The following is a 16093-nucleotide window of genomic DNA, read 5'->3' as shown; positions in this document are numbered from 1 at the left end:
AAAACTAACGCTCTTCAGGCAAAATCAGTGCCGGTGCGATAGAGGGCGGCCAAAACCGCGTAGCCACAAAATAGACCACCCCGGTTGCCAGCAGGCCAACAATCCAGGAGATATCAGTCCCGCCCAGGCTTTCAACAAGTGAGCCGGTATAAAAGCTGGTCGCGATAAACGGTAACTGGACGACAATACCGAACAGATAAGTGAGGATGCCGGTCATGTTCCAGCGACCATAGCGTCCGTTAGGGTCAGAGAGTGCGGGCAAGTCATAGCGCCCTTTAGTGACGAGGTAGTAGTCCACCAGGTTAATCGCACTCCACGGGGTGAAGAAGGCCAATAAAAACAACAAGAATGCGGTAAACAACTTCAGAAATTCATGCTGTCCTAACAAACCAATCAGCGTAGAGAACCCCACCATGAGAATGATGAAAAACAGACGCATACCGGGTGAAACGTTATGTTTTCCACGGAAGCCGCTGACAATAGTGGCGAGTGACATAAAACTGCCATAGGCATTCAGGGCAGTAATGGTGACCTTACCAAAGAAGATGCCAAGGAATAACAGACCGGCTATAGCCCCTGTACTGCCAAGGCCGACGATGTACGCAACTTCATGACCTGCAAACTGTTTCCCTGCGATCGCGGCAGCAAAAACCCCCAGCACCATGGATGCCTGAGTCCCCACGACGCTACCCAGTCCGACAGCGAAAAATGCTTTTACCGTAGACGTGTTGCTCGGTAAATAGCGCGAATAATCGGCAACGTAAGGGCCAAACGCTATCTGCCATGAGGCTGAAAGGGACATAGCCAGCAAGAAATTGGTCAAGGTAAAGTGGCGATTTTCCAGCAACGTCTGGACATCATAGCCATAGAGAATTTTAAAAAAGAGGTAAAAAAAGATGACGATACCCACCACACTCGCCAGTTTACCCAGCCCGTGGATCACGCGGTAACCGCAAACCGTAATGGTGATAATCACGACACCAAAAATCAGAATACCAAACCAGTCACTCACGTTGACGAGCTGCGCAATGGCCTGGCCGGCTAATACTGTCCCCCCCGCGGAAAAACCCACGTACATCATGCAGACCAGGATTATCGGCAGTACTGCACCGTATACGCCAAACTGCACCCGGCTCGATATCATCTGTGGAAGACCCAGTTTCGGTCCCTGCGCAGCATGGAGCGCCATCACTGCGCCACCGAGTACCTGCCCGACGAATAATCCAATCAACGACCAGAACACATCACCGCCCAACACCACGGCCAATGCGCCGGTAACAATTGCTGTAATTTGCAGGTTTGCGCCAAACCACAGCGTAAACTGACTGAACAAACTGCCGTGTCGTTCAGCCTCAGGAATGTAGTCAATGGAGCGTGACTCAATTAACGGAGCCACGGCTGCAGGCTTTACATGTTGTTGTGTACTGTCGTCAATGTTCATGATGCATGCTTCCTCACGTTATAGAACGAACCTGGAAATGGCGCTTTTACCCATCGAATTTCCAGGCCGGAACAGCCTGGAGCATGCAATCCCGCACGCACTTTGTCCTGCCGTTTGGTCATGCCTAACGGTTGTTCAGCAAGCTTCTTGAGATAATGATTTTTTGTATTTCCGACGTGCCTTCGAAGATGCGCAGGATGCGGGCATCCCGGACATAACGTTCCAGGGGAAGATCGCGGATGTAGCCATAGCCACCGTGTAACTGAAGCGCGGCATCCGTGACAAAACCGGCGCATTCTGCGGCAAACAATTTGGCGGTCGCTGAATCAAGGCTAAAACGTTGCCCGCTATCGCGCTTTTCCGCCGCTTGCCAGGTCAGCATCCGTGCGGCCTGTAACTGGGTATGCATATCCGCCAGTCGCCATTGCGTTCCCTGATAGGCCATCAATGGTTTCGGACCAATCTGGCGGTCATGCACCCACTGCAAACAACTCTCCATTGCCGCGCTGGCAATACCCAGTGACATTGCAGCAACTTCAACACGCCCACGATCAAGCACTTCCATCGCTGTTGCGAACCCCTGGCCTTCTTTACCCAGCAGCGCGGACTGAGGAAGCCAGCAATCTAAGGAAAGTTCATAAATCGTACTGCCACGTAGCCCCATGGTTTTTTCCGGACTGGAGAACACAACTCCGCCGGTGTCTTTCGGGATAATGAACGCGCTGATGCCATTATGTCCCTCTGCCGGAGCCGTTTTCGCATACAGCACAATGAAGTCCGCTTCCCTGGCATTCGTGATGTAGTGCTTATTCCCCTGAATTCGCCATCCATCAGCCTCACGTTTTGCAACAGTACGCATATCAGCGGGGTTTGAGCCAGCGGCAGGTTCCGTGAGCGCAAACGCCCCCAACAATTCACCACTGGCTGCCCGCGGAAGCCAGTGCAGCTTTTGTTCTTCAGTCCCGCCAATCAGAATAGAGTCAGTGGCCAGGAAATGGGCGGTCAGCGCAGAAGCGGTGGAGGCACAGGCTCCAGCAATAGCCTCTACCGCCTGACTCATGGCGACACTACCCACACCGAAGCCCCCATAGGCTTCAGGTAAGTTAATGCCCATGCAGCCGAGTTCGCCCAGCGCAGTAAGACTCTCCAGGCAGAAAGTTTCCGTTTCATCATAGTGCTGCGCGCGAGGTTGCAGGACGTCCCGGGCTACGCTTGTCACCGCGTCAACAATCGCGCGCTCAGTTTCATTAATTTCAAAGCTCATGCACTGCTCCTGTTGGTAATGAGTGGGTATCTACGCCATAGAGCGCGTTGGCTTCTCCGAGTGCCGGAGCCCTAACGCTCACATGGGGTTTATGACCATTGAAGAACACCGGCTGCACAACTAAAGGGTTGCTCTCATCAGATGGCTGTATCAGTAACTGGCGAGCCTGTGCATGTTCGCTTTGTGTCACCTGCTCCAGGTTATGAATCGGCGAAGCCGGAACACCGGCCTCCAGCAGGAGATCGCAAAGTTCTTCTACGCTAAATGTCATGCTCCAGTGCTCAATTGCTGCTTTTAATTGCTGCTCATTTCGCGTACGGCTCATGTCATCAATGAAACGGCTATCCGTTGCCAACTCTGGTTGCCCCATGCATTCGCACAACCGCGCATAAAGACGCTGACTGGCTACCGCGATGACCACCAGCCCATCAGCGGCACGGTAGGTATCAAACGGAGTGGAAACAGGATGGCGATTGCCAATCAATCCCGGCGCTTTCCCGTGGGCAAACAAATTCGATAGCCCTGTTACCTGCATGCTGACCAATACGTCCAGCATGGCAACATCTATGTGTTGCGCCTCGGGATGATGCCGTTCGCGGGCAAATAACGCACTGCTGACAGCCCAGGCTGCATAGATCCCGGCACAGACATCACCGAGAGATTCACCACTGCGTGTGGGGCCGCTTTGCGCAAATCCCGTCACGCTCATCAAGCCGGACATCGCCTGGGCGACAATGTCGTAAGCAGGATGTTTGGCCAACGGGCTGTGCTGGCCAAAACCTGAAATACTGGCGTAGATCAGCCGGTCGTTATACTTTTTAAGCGTGTCAAAATCGATCCCAAGGCGCTGCGTCACGCTTGGGCGAAAGTTCTCCACCACCACGTCCGCTTCTTCGACCAGTTGATAGAAATGCTGCCGGTGCTCCGGACATTTAAAATCCAGTTCGATACTGCGCTTGCCGCGATTAATCAGGCCGTAATAGACGCTTTCGCCCTTCACAAAGGGGCCAAGGTGGCGGCTATCGTCACCGTGTCCAGGTGCTTCAATTTTAATCACCTCGGCACCGAGATCGGCCAGCATCGCCGTACAATAAGGGCCAGCCAGTACCCGACTCAGGTCGAGAACACGAACCCCGCATAACGGCTGATAATGTGTTTGTTTGCTCATATCGCTGTGCATCCTGTGGGTTAGAGGCTTCCAGCGGACGTTTTACACTTCCGCCCGGACCGGGAGAGACGTCACTATTTTTCCATTGGCAGGTTCAGCCCCTGTTCACGGGCACAGCGTTGCGCTATTTCGTAGCCGGCATCAGCATGGCGCATCACGCCCGTCGCCGGATCGTTGTGCAGAACCCGCGCAATACGCTCAGCCGCTTCATCTGTGCCGTCACACACAATCACCATGCCTGAATGTTGCGAGAAGCCCATGCCGACGCCGCCGCCATGATGCAAAGAAACCCAGGTTGCTCCACTCGCCGTATTCAGCAGCGCGTTGAGTAGCGGCCAGTCGGATACCGCATCAGAACCATCCTTCATTGCTTCCGTTTCACGGTTTGGACTGGCAACAGAACCTGAGTCCAGGTGATCGCGGCCAATGACGATAGGCGCAGAGAGCACACCACTACGGACCATTTCATTGAACGCCAGACCTAATTTGGCGCGTTGTCCGAGGCCAACCCAGCAGATACGTGACGGTAAGCCCTGGAAGCTGATACGCTCGCGAGCCATATCCAGCCACCGGTGCAGATGTTGGTCATCCGGGATAAGTTCTTTGACCATGGCGTCGGTTTTGTAAATGTCTTCCGGGTCGCCGGAGAGCGCCACCCAGCGGAAGGGACCAATCCCGCGGCAGAACAGCGGACGAATATAGGCAGGTACAAATCCGGGGAAATCAAACGCGTTATTCACCCCCATCTCCAGCGCCATCTGGCGGATGTTGTTGCCATAGTCAAAAACAGGAATCCCTTGTTTCTGGAACGCCAGCATCGCATTAACATGTTCGGCCATTGAGCGTTTGGCTGCCTGAACAACAACGGAAGGTTCAGTTTTCGCACGTGCTACATAGTCGGACCAATGCCACCCCTGGGGTAAATAGCCATTCAATGGGTCATGTGCGCTGGTCTGGTCGGTGACTAAATCCGGACGCACGTTACGACGAACCAGTTCAGGAAGAATGTCGGCGGCGTTAGCACACAGCGCGATAGAAATTGCTTTGCCCTGTTCGCTGTAACGTTTGATGCGTGCCAACGCATCATCAAGCGAGGTCGCCTGCTCATCGACATAGCGTGTCTTAAGGCGGAAATCGATGCGGCTTTGCTGGCACTCAATGTTCAGAGAACAAGCACCCGCAAGCGTTGCCGCCAGCGGTTGCGCTCCCCCCATCCCCCCCAGGCCCGCGGTGAGGATCCAGCGCCCCTTAAGGCTACCGTTGTAATGTTGGCGAGCGGCTTCAACGAAGGTTTCATAGGTGCCCTGAACGATGCCCTGACTACCGATGTAGATCCAACTACCCGCAGTCATCTGGCCGTACATCGCCAGGCCCTTCGCATCGAGTTCGTTAAAGTATTCCCAGTTCGCCCAATGAGGAACAATGTTAGAGTTGGCGATCAGGACACGTGGCGCATGACTGTGGGTTTTAAACACACCAACGGGCTTGCCGGACTGGACCAGCAGTGTCTCATCATCGTTTAGCTGAGTCAGGGTTTCTACGATTTTGTCATAGCACTCCCAGTTACGTGCCGCACGTCCAATTCCGCCATAAACCACGAGTTCATGTGGATTTTCAGCCACCTCCGGGTCGAGGTTATTCATCAGCATCCGTAGTGGTGCCTCGGTTAGCCAGCTCTTTGCCGTGAGTTTAGCCCCCCGGGAGGCGCGTACATCAACATGACGAATACGATTTTCAGCGGTCATAGCGATATCCTTAAGTGTTCGGATGAGTAAGGTCATCAACATCAGGTTGGCTCAACCCATATCGCTCAACATTTCCGCAACATGAGTAACATGTAATCAATATATACTTGTATATACATGTACACTCAATAAAATATTTATTCATAAAATCAAGATGGATTTGCAAAATGCAAAACAACAAAATCACGTTTAAAATCAATAAATACAATTGGTTAAATTCAAGATGAAAAGGATGGGGAGATGAATGGCATTGATCTTGTTCACAAAATAGCCACAAACTACTGATTAAATTTGCGGCATTAGTCACAAACAAAAAACACAATTAATTAACATTTCAGGGGGTGGGATAGGATGAAGATCACTCTGCGATACTGCGCAACTCGATGAATGCCCAATAACCGGAACCATGAATGCCAAGGTTCAGAACGTCAGAGTGTTGAGGTTGAGGGGGAAGTACTGCGCAATCATAACAATGCAGTTGTAATGGCTGCATTGAAGTTGAAGAGAGGCTCAAATTCGACGCGGCGGAGAAAATGAGGGTCGTAACGCCGGGGCTGAGTCGGTATTGCGCTTGCGTGTCGACCGTCTGCCAACTCAGCGTTGCATCAAAGCGTTCTGGCTGATAAATAAGATTAAAATCCAGAATCGGCCCATCCACCAGTTCGCTGTCCACACGGCTATTACCGGAGAATGCCTCGGTATCGAAAGCATAAAGCGTCACGCCAGAAGCCGCATCAATGTGCAATGTCATCCCGCTGCCGCGCAGCACCGACAGCAGGCGCTGGTATCCCTGATAGCGTGAAAACTCACCGGCCTGTGCTACCTCAGCCATTGAAAGTCGCCACTGAAAATTGTCATCTTCTGGCGGAAAACGCTGAATTTCCCGGGTCATTCCGGCCCCGTTTTTCCACGGCATCAGCCTGTAATCGTCGTAACGCAGCACGTGCCATCCATTCATGATGTGAAATGTCCTTTTAAACGATGGCGAGTTCCCGGATACAGCAGTCGGGCATAGCTGACATTAACCTGTTGTGACCAGGTCCGGCGGCAAATAAGCAGGCAAGGCTCATGAGGCGCAAGCTGAAGCCACTTGCTTTGCAGCGCAGTGGCCGAAACAGCTTCAACAACATGCTCCCCTTCAGTAAGCGGTGCCAGCCTGTTCAGGTAAATATTCGGTGTTAACTGGGTGAAATCCTGCTGAAGGTACTCCGGCGCTACGTCCGGATTAACAAAACGATCTTCAATCTGAATAGGGATATCATTTTCATAGTGAATGATCGAAGAGTGAAAGATTTCACTTCCGGGCTGCATATTCAGTGCCATAGCCTGCTCTCTCGTGGCACTCACCGTCTGCAACAGCATCACAGAGCTACGATGCTGATGATTTCTCGCCTGTATCTCATCGGCTATATTCTGGATCTCGAACAGCGCTGACTGCCTTTTCGGTTCAGCCACAAATGTTCCGACCCCCTGCAATCTGACCAATAACCCTTCTGCTGTCAGTTCACGCAGGGCGCGATTAATCGTCATTCGACTAAAGCCGAGCAATTGAACCAGTTCAGATTCCGAAGGAACACGATCATTGGGCCGCCACTCACCGCTGTTGATTCTATCCGCAACCATCGCCTTGACTTTGGCATACAGTGGGAGCGGAACGGAGTGCTCAACTGCAAGTTTATGCGACATCAACGTCATTACCTGAATTTCCTTTATCTGGCAAAAAGAGAGCGACTTACCCTCAATCTTAGAGAGAGTTATGCACACTGTATAGCCCACATCGTTTTTAATTCCGTCCTGAACCCGCTGTGCATACTTTTGAGTAGCACAAAAAAGAAACGACATACTCACCCGTTGGTATTATTTTTTTGTCGACGACATCACCTTTTCTCTAAGTAAAATTCATGAGATCAACTGGCGTACGTCTAATACTTATTCTAGGGTTAAATCATGTCTTCTTGTGTCACATTATTGTTTTTTTAAAGCAAAAAATGTGGTTATTTGAAAAAGGTGAAGGATATGGCTCTAGTCTTCGACAAACGCTTAATTCTTTTTTGCGGCGCCTTTTCCATTATTCCGGCGGCAAATGCAGCGTCCACCAACGGGACATTTCAGGTACTGATGACGATACAAAAAGCGTGTACCGTCACTGCGGGGTCGGCTTCAAATATTACTCTCGGTCCCGTGAGTACCACTGCGACAAATACTAGCGCAAGCAACACAATTTCAATTAACTGCTCAAAAACCACCCCCTACTTTATTGGCCTGGCACCTTCAACGGCCAACGGCGGGACCCCCACAGGATCCGGAGCCATGTCCTCTGTCGCAAATGCAGCAAACAATACCGATAAAGTGCCTTATCAATTGAACCAAACATCAGCAACAGGACCGGTCTGGGGGAATACGGCCACCGCCACCACTGTAGGAAATGGTGTTGCATCCCAGGGAACAGGCCTCCAGCAGAGTTTTACCGTTTATGCCACCGCGCCAAGCGCGAACTTCACACCTGACGACTATGCCGACACCGTAACGGTAAACGTTAACTACTAAATTCAGGAACACCGATGACAGTAAAACTGCCTGTACAGCAGTATGCCTGCGCATGCCTGTTAGGAGCGGCTGTGAGCATAAATCCGGCAACAGCAAGCGGATTGCAGGTTGCTCCAGTCACATTAACACTGCAGGCGGCGCAAAATGCCGATGGGATCTGGTTAAGCAACGCCGGAGAGAACGTGCTGAATGCCCAGGTTCGGGTCTTTCGATGGAGCCAAAGCGCTTACGGCGACAAGCTGTCTCCCTCTCAGGGGCTGGTTATCAGCCCGCCAATGCTGGCGCTAGCCCCTGGTGAACGCCAGCTGATTCGTGTTATTCGCACCGGCCCGCCATCGACACATACTGAAGATGCCTATCGGTTATCAATTGACGAATTACCACCAGCAAAATTACAAAAAAATAAACTTCAGTTTGTGCTGCATTATTCCATACCTGTTTTTATTCAACCAACGGCGCAGGCTGAAACCCAGGCCAAATTGCAATGGAAATTACAGCAACTTGACGGCAAAAAATTTCTTGAAGTCAGTAATCAGGGAAATGGTCATGCACAATTATCAGCGGCAACCTTTATAAACCATAATGGCGCGAAAAAGGTCATTACGCCGGGACTATTAGGTTACGTTCTTCCGGGATCGACAATGCGGTGGATATTATCCCCGTCCGCCAGTGATACCCATGATGGCGGTAAAGTTGAAGTAACAATTAATGGCCAAAAAACAGTACAAGATCTCTAAGAGATCCTGGCATCTGGTAAAATGTTGCTTACTCAATGGAGCATTATTATCTGGAATGGTTTCAGCTCACGCGGTCAATAATGGCCAGACAAATAGTGAAATTATGGGTGACGCAACACATCTTGCGGGCATCGATTTATATCTCGACGTAACCCTGAATGGAAACCCTGTCGGATTGGTGCATTTGGGCTATGAGAATAAAAAACTCTATGCTGGCGCAAATACCCTACGACAGTTGGGTTTTCGCTTACCGCAAAATACGGCTGCAACCGTCGGTCTGAACGATATTGCCCACCTGAGCATTGACTACAACGTCGAACAACAAACTCTGGCGCTCACTGTGCCGCTCAGTTCCCTTGATCTTGTCACCACACAGGTGAACCAGACCGGCGACGCGACACCAATAGCATCAAACTCACATGGGGCGTTACTCAATTACGATGTCTATGCTCAGCAGGGAGATGAAACCAGCGTCAACACATTTAGCGAGTTGCGCGCTTTTAATGGCTCAGGGGTGTTAAGCACCACCCAACTGACTCAATATTCCACCGCGCCCAACGCAGAGAATGCCTTCTACCGCATGGACACCGGTTGGCGCACATCATTTCCGGATAATATGTTGGCGATAAACGTTGGCGATACCCTGACAAGCTCGCTCACCTGGTCCCGACCGACCCGCATTGGCGGCATCCAGATAGGAACCGATTTTGGTTTACAGCCCTACATGCCAACCACCCCGCTTCCCTCCTATCTCGGTTCTGCCACGCTTCCTTCAAACGTTGAGTTGTACATCAATGGGGTTAAGTACTACAACGGGGAGGTTCCGGCCGGAAGTTTTCAAATCAATACCATGCCTAATATCAGTGGCGCAGGGACCGGTCAGGTGATGATGACCGACGCGCTGGGCAGAACGACAGTACAAAATTTCTCGTTCTACAACGATCAACAACTCCTGCGAGAAGGGCTAACAGCCTGGTCAGCGGAATTAGGCGCAGTAAGAGAGAATTATGGTTACGCCTCATTTGATTATGCCAGCGCCCCTGTGTTTAGCGGGACCTGGCGTCGAGGATTCAGTAACACCTTTACTGCAGGTACGCACGCGGAAACCAGCGATGGGCTGATCAACGCAGGTTTTAGCAATGACTGGGTTCCCGGCCCGCGCAGCGGCACAGTATCCTCCGCATTGGCAGCCAGTACGGACTCAGGGAAAAGCGGATTTTTGTACAGTGTTGGTTACCGCTGGTCAGGTGAACAGTTTAATTTCAGCACCAGCACCACGGCGACGTCGGGTGACTACCGTGATGTCGCAACCCATTATGGTGAGCCGCCGCCCTCACTGAGCAGCAATACGGTGATAGGTTATGCAATGGCGTCTGCCGGCAATGTCAGCCTGAGTTACCTGCAGTTTCGTTATCCACACGATAGCGCAGTGCGCTACGCCAACACCAGTTGGTTCAAATCAATCACCGATAACGTTTCACTCAATGCCGGCTTTAACCAGAATATTGACGACACCCGCGATCGCAGCGTTTATCTGATGGTGACGGTCACCACCAGCGGTAATCTGAGCGCCAGCAGCACCGTACAACGTACCAGTAATGAAACCGGCTACCAGATCAATGCCAGCCAAACACCCCCCGGTGACGGCGGCTGGGGATGGAACGTTGCAGCCAGCCAGCAAGCCTCCCGGCAAAGCGGCCAGGGGGAAATCGGGTATTTGGGCCGTTTCGGAAAAGCCTACACCGGGTTTAGCCGCCTGCCTGATAACCACTACGGTTATGCTGGCGCGACCGGTTCCCTGGTTGCGATGGGGGGAGGTTTGTTCGCGGCTCGGGAAATCAACAATGGTTTTGCCGTCGTATCCACTGACGGCATTCCGGACGTGCCAGTCAAGCTGCAAAATAACCTTGTCGGTCGCAGCGACGATCGGGGCCTGCTGCTGGTCACGTCACTCAACAGCTATCAAAACAATCAAATCAGTATTGACCCCATGGATCTGCCTGCCAATATGCGGATCGCCCGCGTTGAAGCCAATGCAACGCCGGCAGATCGTTCCGGAACCCTGGTCCGTTTTGGCATCACTCCCGTAAGCGCCGCGCAGGTTGCTCTTGTTAACGAACAGGGTAAAGCCATTTCTGAGGGCAGCATGGCATATATCACTAACGGCACGGGCCAGTCATCCGTCGTCGGATTCGATGGTATGGCCTGGTTCGACACCCTGGAACAGCACAACAGACTACGCGTTGACACAGATACCGGTAGCTGTAACGCACAATTCGATTATCCCGCCAACGCAAAGGGGATCGTACAAATAGGCCCGCTGGAATGTCGGTCACAATAGCAGGAGTTCATTCATGAGATTAAGACAGCTGCTGCTGATCGCTACACTCCTCGTCTGTCCGGGGATAAGCCATGCGGTAATCTGTTCCGTAAGTAACGTCCAACCAATTAGTTTTGGTGCAGTGGACCCGTTGTCATCAACTGGCGCAACGACCTCAATGACCTTTACCTGGACTTGCGCAAAAGAAGTGACCGACGTACTGGCGGGGATTAACCTCTGTTTTAATATTGGCGCATCAGCCGTCAGCGGTCAGGTGGCAACACGGAATATGTCGTTAAGCGGCACACCTGCCAGAACGTTGAGCTATCAGCTATATCAGGATGCCGGGCACAGTAAAATCTGGGGGAGTCAGTATCAGAGCGGAACCACGTTTCCCATGGTACAGCTTAACTTGCTCAATTTGATCCCAGTGACCGGTTCACTGACAGTATCCGCTCAGCTCGTCACTCCGCAAACCTCTGCAGTCCCCGGGAGCTATCAGGATAACTTTACGGCAGCAACGGCGCTTATCACCCTCAACCCTGGATTAGTTATTCCGCCCACCACGTGTGGTGATACCGTTGCCGCCAGACTCCCCTTCACCGTATCAGCCACTGTCAGCAAACAGTGCAATATCACCTCGGCCACTAACATTAGTTTTACCCCGGTGAAGGCAACCCAGCGCAATGCGACAGCATCAAATACCATCGGGGTGGCATGCACCAATAACACCCCTTATACCATTGGACTACAACCCTCCAACGGCAATACTGCAGGCAGCGGCGTGATGAGCGGAACGGGGGCAAACAGCGATAAAGTCCCCTATCAACTCAGCTCAACGCCTGGGCCTTCCGGTACAGTGTGGGGCAACACCTCGCTCAATACCGTTACAGGCACAGGCACCGGTTCAGCTACGCCGTATTCAGTGTATGCCACTGTTCCCAGCGCGAACTACACGCCCGACAACTATGCAGACACCGTCACCATCTCAGTGACCTACTGACCCGCCACTAAAATGCAATCAAGAAAACACAAATAATTATCATTTTATTTACTTTTAGAGGTGCATCATAAATCTGACAAATAGTCATTCTCATGCGCCATGCATATTAAATGCCTGAGTAGCCACCCGACCGCAAATATTCTCAGAATCAATAGATAATTATTCACTTAACGCGTAATTCTCCTGTTTTTTATAGGGTAATGAGGGGACTGGAGGACAGGCCGTTTCTTGAAAAAAATGTTAAATTTAAGTTTATATGGTGAGATCCACTGTATACCACGGCCAAATTAAGAACATATTACTTTTATAACTAAGGTTTATCATGGATAAGTTATCTTACGCTTCAGATAGCAGCACATCTGCCTGGAATACCTACCTGCAACAAATCGAGCGTGTGGCCCCTTACCTGGGCGAACTTTCCCATTGGGTGGATACCCTGCGCCACCCGAAACGCGCACTCATTGTCGATATTCCGGTGCAGATGGATGACGGCACTATTCGCCATTTCGAAGGATATCGTGTACAGCACAACCTCTCCCGCGGTCCGGGAAAAGGCGGTGTGCGTTATCATCCTGATGTTGATCTTAATGAAGTGATGGCCCTTTCCGCCTGGATGACCATCAAATGTGCCGCACTGAATCTGCCGTACGGCGGTGCCAAAGGTGGCGTTCGCGTCGACCCGTTCTCGCTGTCTGAGGGTGAACTGGAGCGTTTGACCCGTCGCTATACCAGTGAAATCGGCATTATCATTGGGCCGCAAAAAGATATTCCTGCGCCGGATGTCGGCACCAACGGCAAAGTGATGGCATGGATGATGGATACCTACTCCATGAACCACGGCACCACCGTAACCAGCGTGGTCACCGGTAAACCTATCCACCTTGGCGGTTCGTTGGGTCGTGATAAAGCGACGGGTCGTGGCGTGTTCGTCAGCGGTCTGGAAGTGGCTCGTCGTGCCAACATCGACGTTGAAGGCGCGCGCGTAGCGGTACAAGGCTTTGGTAATGTCGGCAGTGAAGCGGCTCGCCTGTTCGCCAGTGCTGGCGCGCGCGTCGTTGCCATTCAGGATCACACTGCCACCCTGTTTAACACCACCGGGATCGACATGACCGCATTGACCGCCTGGCAGTTGGAGCACAAACAGATTGCTGGTTTCCCGGGGGCAGAAACTATCGCCAGCGAAGCCTTCTGGAGCGTGGAGATGGATATCCTGATCCCTGCCGCACTGGAAGGACAGATTACCCGTCAGCGTGCAGAAATACTGACCTGTAAACTGGTGCTTGAGGGCGCTAACGGCCCAACTTACCCGGATGCCGATGATATGCTGGCAAGCCGCGGTATCATCGTGGTACCTGACGTCGTATGTAACGCAGGCGGCGTCACCGTCAGCTACTTCGAATGGGTTCAGGACATGGCCAGCTTCTTCTGGAGCGAAGAAGAGATCAACAACCGCATGGATAAAATCATGACCGATGCGATGGTTCATGTATGGGAGAAAGCGGCGGAGAAATCCTGCTCATTGCGTACAGCCGCCTATATTGTGGCCTGCGAGCGTATCCTGCTGGCACGTAAAGACCGCGGTATTTATCCGGGATAATACGACTGCAGATACGTCAACGTTTTTGGCCGACGATAAACGCCAGTCGTGAGTTACGCCAATAATGCGGCATTATTTGTGGCATTATTGGCGCGTAGTCTCCTGATTAATCCGCCCCGCTTTCTGCATTTTACTTACCAAATATCTGCGTGCGTTGTTAGCCAATAAACATTAAATTCCCTCGCAGCAACCATAATTTGCGTTAAGAACGCATAGCAACGCATTATTGGCCGCAATGTCTACTACCAATTTTACGCCCCCCATTTATATTGACGAACGGATGAAAAATCCCGAATAATTATCGAATTATGGCATTCTGGCTGCAGGGAAAGTTGCCTGACACAGTGCGATTAGATCGGGCCGGGAAAACTCAGCGAATAACCACGTGAGAATATAATGGTCGATCATTCATCTGCTTCTGAGCACAACGATTTTACGCGTTGCCTGTCTCTTTTCGACAGCGCATTTCCACAAATCTTATCCCTGCTGGGTATGCCAGCCCCCACGCAACTCTCGCCTGGTACGTTTTATGATTCACTTGATCAAGCCCGGGAGAAATTGGGGAACTGGAACAGTGTAGCGGCACGATTTAACTATAACGAACAGGAAATGGCGAGCTTTCTTGCGGCATTACGAACCTTGAACAAATGGCTCGGCAGAAATACAAATGGCCAGCCTGCCGACAGAAACCTGACCATTGCCGCGTTGCGTTTTTTGTGGCAGCTCGAATATTTGCGAGAAAAACAGCCGCAATTAACTTATTCAACGACGCTGCATAACGAAGGTGAAGAAAAGCAGTTACGTAGTTTGCAGCAGGTACGGGCATTAGAACTGACCATTCGTAGTTTAATTAATGAAGCGTACAATAACCAACAAACCCTACTTGAGCACCTAAACAAATTATTTGGTCAGGAACGTGTAAACAAATGGCTGAATGTTGCCGATCGTGATGACGTATTGAGCGGTACCCTTTTCAGTGAACTCGCCTCACTGTTTATTGATAAAGACGAATATCCCATCCACTATTCTCCACTTTATCAATATACCCCGTTACTCAGCTTTGTTAACGATAAACGTAGAACACTGAATACCTTTCTTGACGATATTCGCGTAATTCGCAACCGTCTGGCGCATCATAAGCGGGTAACATCTGTCCAAACAACATTGGTGAATTACTATTACCGAGAAATTACTGAGCCAGTACAGGAGGCCTTCGATGAAGGCCGTGTAAAAGTTAACCCTGATCGTTTTTTTGATGACAGCAATGCTGAGGTTGCTCGCTATTTCGAACGGACCACCCAAAAAATTGAAGATCTCGGCGGCGACGTTCAGGGAATTAAAGATGACCTGGTAGCTCAGTCTCAGGGTATTAGAAAAATCAAAATTGATACGGGCATAATTCGCAAGCGAGTAGCCTGGGCGCTGGGCGGTATCGTCATCCTTATTATTGGCTCGGTACTGACTTTCGGAACCTCAACCAAGACGCTGGTGAATACGGAGTCCATCCGTAGCGATCTCGGGGAAGTGGGTAAAACGGTTGCCGGTGCGAAAAAAGAAACCAGTAGCGATCCGCGTAAAGAACTGGCGAATATCGGCATTGCCTGGGATGAAAAAAATCTGCGCGCCGCTATCGACCGCGGTGATACCCAGGTTGTTAATCTGTTTCTTGCCGGAGGCATGCGCTGGAAACTGTATTATGCCGAAACCGCATTACTGGAAGATCGCCAGGAAACGTTGAATGCTCTATTACAGTCAGCATCGTTGATGGATGAAAAAAATGGTTGCCTCAGAATGGCCGGTAAATTACGTCAACAAGCGAGCCACAATGGCACGCTGACCCCCATACAGATTCGTTATTTAAAAACATTCTGTTCTTCTGCCAGGGATGTTCAGGGTATTAAAGCGGAACTGGACAGCGCGCTTAATTTTGAGAAAGCCCAGAAGAAAGCTTATGATGAAGAAATGGCCAAAAATGAACCTGCAGGTCGCTGTGAACGCCGTCTGATGGCCGATAATGCACGTGAGTTGCTGGCAGACGCGGCGCAGTTTTCACTGCAAAGACCTACCACCTATTCACTCCATGATGTGCTATTGAAAGAACTGAATACGCGTCTGATGTTCGGCACACTCAATGGGGCGGAGTTAAAAAGCCTGGTTAAGAACTACTGCGTAAAACAAGAAAGCCATGAACCCAATATTGCGATTGGCGATGACCTGAGCCGCTCACAACGGGTTATTTATAACGTAGTCAAATAATGAGCGATACAACAA

At 51.0% G+C, this 16093-nt stretch carries 12 protein-coding genes; 6 read left to right on the top strand and 6 right to left on the bottom strand.

Annotation, left to right across the window (positions count from 1 at the left end):
• Nucleotides 1-4: 4 nt before the first annotated feature.
• The 6 genes from OGX95_RS21410 to hutC all read right to left on the bottom strand — a co-directional run bounded on the left by OGX95_RS21410 (nucleotide 5) and on the right by hutC (nucleotide 7304).
• Nucleotides 5-1441, bottom strand: coding sequence for a purine-cytosine permease family protein (locus OGX95_RS21410; protein ID WP_286630918.1), 1437 nt, complete (start codon nucleotides 1439-1441; stop codon nucleotides 5-7).
• A gap of 124 nt (nucleotides 1442-1565) precedes the next feature.
• Nucleotides 1566-2705, bottom strand: coding sequence for an acyl-CoA dehydrogenase family protein (locus OGX95_RS21405; RefSeq protein ID WP_286630917.1), 1140 nt, complete (start codon nucleotides 2703-2705; stop codon nucleotides 1566-1568).
• Nucleotides 2695-3873: a CaiB/BaiF CoA transferase family protein gene (locus OGX95_RS21400; protein WP_286630916.1), complete on the bottom strand. Its 1179-nt coding sequence runs from the start codon at nucleotides 3871-3873 to the stop codon at nucleotides 2695-2697. The genes OGX95_RS21405 and OGX95_RS21400 overlap by 11 nt, the downstream gene beginning before the upstream one ends.
• A gap of 74 nt (nucleotides 3874-3947) precedes the next feature.
• Nucleotides 3948-5618 (bottom strand): urocanate hydratase, encoded by a 1671-nt coding sequence (hutU, locus tag OGX95_RS21395; RefSeq protein WP_286630915.1) that lies wholly within the window; start codon nucleotides 5616-5618, stop codon nucleotides 3948-3950.
• Nucleotides 5619-5976: 358 nt separating this feature from the next.
• On the bottom strand, nucleotides 5977-6576 hold the full coding sequence (locus OGX95_RS21390; RefSeq protein WP_286630914.1) for a HutD/Ves family protein: 600 nt from the start codon (nucleotides 6574-6576) through the stop codon (nucleotides 5977-5979).
• On the bottom strand, nucleotides 6573-7304 hold the full coding sequence (gene hutC / locus OGX95_RS21385; protein ID WP_416348263.1) for a histidine utilization transcriptional repressor HutC: 732 nt from the start codon (nucleotides 7302-7304) through the stop codon (nucleotides 6573-6575). The genes OGX95_RS21390 and hutC overlap by 4 nt, the downstream gene beginning before the upstream one ends.
• 330 nt (nucleotides 7305-7634) lie before the next feature.
• Between hutC and OGX95_RS21380 the strand changes: the two genes are divergently transcribed.
• The 6 genes from OGX95_RS21380 (at nucleotide 7635) to OGX95_RS21355 (ending at nucleotide 16078) form a co-directional block, all read left to right on the top strand.
• The gene (locus OGX95_RS21380) at nucleotides 7635-8165 is read left to right on the top strand and encodes a Csu type fimbrial protein (RefSeq protein ID WP_286630911.1); all 531 of its coding nucleotides are present in this window, start codon (nucleotides 7635-7637) and stop codon (nucleotides 8163-8165) included.
• A gap of 14 nt (nucleotides 8166-8179) precedes the next feature.
• Nucleotides 8180-8902, top strand: coding sequence for a fimbrial biogenesis chaperone (locus OGX95_RS21375; protein ID WP_286630910.1), 723 nt, complete (start codon nucleotides 8180-8182; stop codon nucleotides 8900-8902).
• Between the two features lie 55 nt (nucleotides 8903-8957).
• Entirely contained in the window at nucleotides 8958-11243 is a 2286-nt protein-coding gene (locus tag OGX95_RS21370) for a fimbria/pilus outer membrane usher protein (protein ID WP_286630909.1), read from the top strand.
• Between the two features lie 13 nt (nucleotides 11244-11256).
• Entirely contained in the window at nucleotides 11257-12225 is a 969-nt protein-coding gene (locus OGX95_RS21365; RefSeq protein WP_286630908.1) for a Csu type fimbrial protein, read from the top strand.
• Nucleotides 12226-12547: 322 nt separating this feature from the next.
• Entirely contained in the window at nucleotides 12548-13822 is a 1275-nt protein-coding gene (locus OGX95_RS21360; RefSeq protein WP_005122303.1) for a Glu/Leu/Phe/Val family dehydrogenase, read from the top strand.
• A 396-nt stretch (nucleotides 13823-14218) separates the two neighbouring features.
• Nucleotides 14219-16078 carry an STY4199 family HEPN domain-containing protein gene (locus OGX95_RS21355; protein ID WP_286630907.1) on the top strand — a complete coding sequence of 620 codons (1860 nt, stop codon included), beginning with the start codon at nucleotides 14219-14221 and terminating at the stop codon, nucleotides 16076-16078.
• Nucleotides 16079-16093: the final 15 nt, after the last annotated feature.

Origin of the sequence: Citrobacter sp. Cu233 (assembly GCF_030332225.1) — a bacterium.
Taxonomy (GTDB): domain Bacteria; phylum Pseudomonadota; class Gammaproteobacteria; order Enterobacterales; family Enterobacteriaceae; genus Citrobacter.
This window is presented reverse-complemented; position numbering and strand designations above follow the sequence as displayed.

Excerpts from the sequence above, each read along its gene's own strand:
- OGX95_RS21410 (WP_286630918.1), bottom strand. The coding sequence starts at position 1,441 with ATGAACATTGACGACAGTACACAACAACATGTAAAGCCTGCAGCCGTG.
- OGX95_RS21405 (WP_286630917.1), bottom strand. The coding sequence starts at position 2,705 with ATGAGCTTTGAAATTAATGAAACTGAGCGCGCGATTGTTGACGCGGTG.
- OGX95_RS21400 (WP_286630916.1), bottom strand. The coding sequence starts at position 3,873 with ATGAGCAAACAAACACATTATCAGCCGTTATGCGGGGTTCGTGTTCTC.
- hutU (WP_286630915.1), bottom strand. The coding sequence starts at position 5,618 with ATGACCGCTGAAAATCGTATTCGTCATGTTGATGTACGCGCCTCCCGG.
- OGX95_RS21390 (WP_286630914.1), bottom strand. The coding sequence starts at position 6,576 with ATGAATGGATGGCACGTGCTGCGTTACGACGATTACAGGCTGATGCCG.
- hutC (WP_416348263.1), bottom strand. The coding sequence starts at position 7,304 with ATGTCGCATAAACTTGCAGTTGAGCACTCCGTTCCGCTCCCACTGTAT.
- OGX95_RS21380 (WP_286630911.1), top strand. The coding sequence starts at position 7,635 with ATGGCTCTAGTCTTCGACAAACGCTTAATTCTTTTTTGCGGCGCCTTT.
- OGX95_RS21375 (WP_286630910.1), top strand. The coding sequence starts at position 8,180 with ATGACAGTAAAACTGCCTGTACAGCAGTATGCCTGCGCATGCCTGTTA.
- OGX95_RS21370 (WP_286630909.1), top strand. The coding sequence starts at position 8,958 with ATGGTTTCAGCTCACGCGGTCAATAATGGCCAGACAAATAGTGAAATT.
- OGX95_RS21365 (WP_286630908.1), top strand. The coding sequence starts at position 11,257 with ATGAGATTAAGACAGCTGCTGCTGATCGCTACACTCCTCGTCTGTCCG.
- OGX95_RS21360 (WP_005122303.1), top strand. The coding sequence starts at position 12,548 with ATGGATAAGTTATCTTACGCTTCAGATAGCAGCACATCTGCCTGGAAT.
- OGX95_RS21355 (WP_286630907.1), top strand. The coding sequence starts at position 14,219 with ATGGTCGATCATTCATCTGCTTCTGAGCACAACGATTTTACGCGTTGC.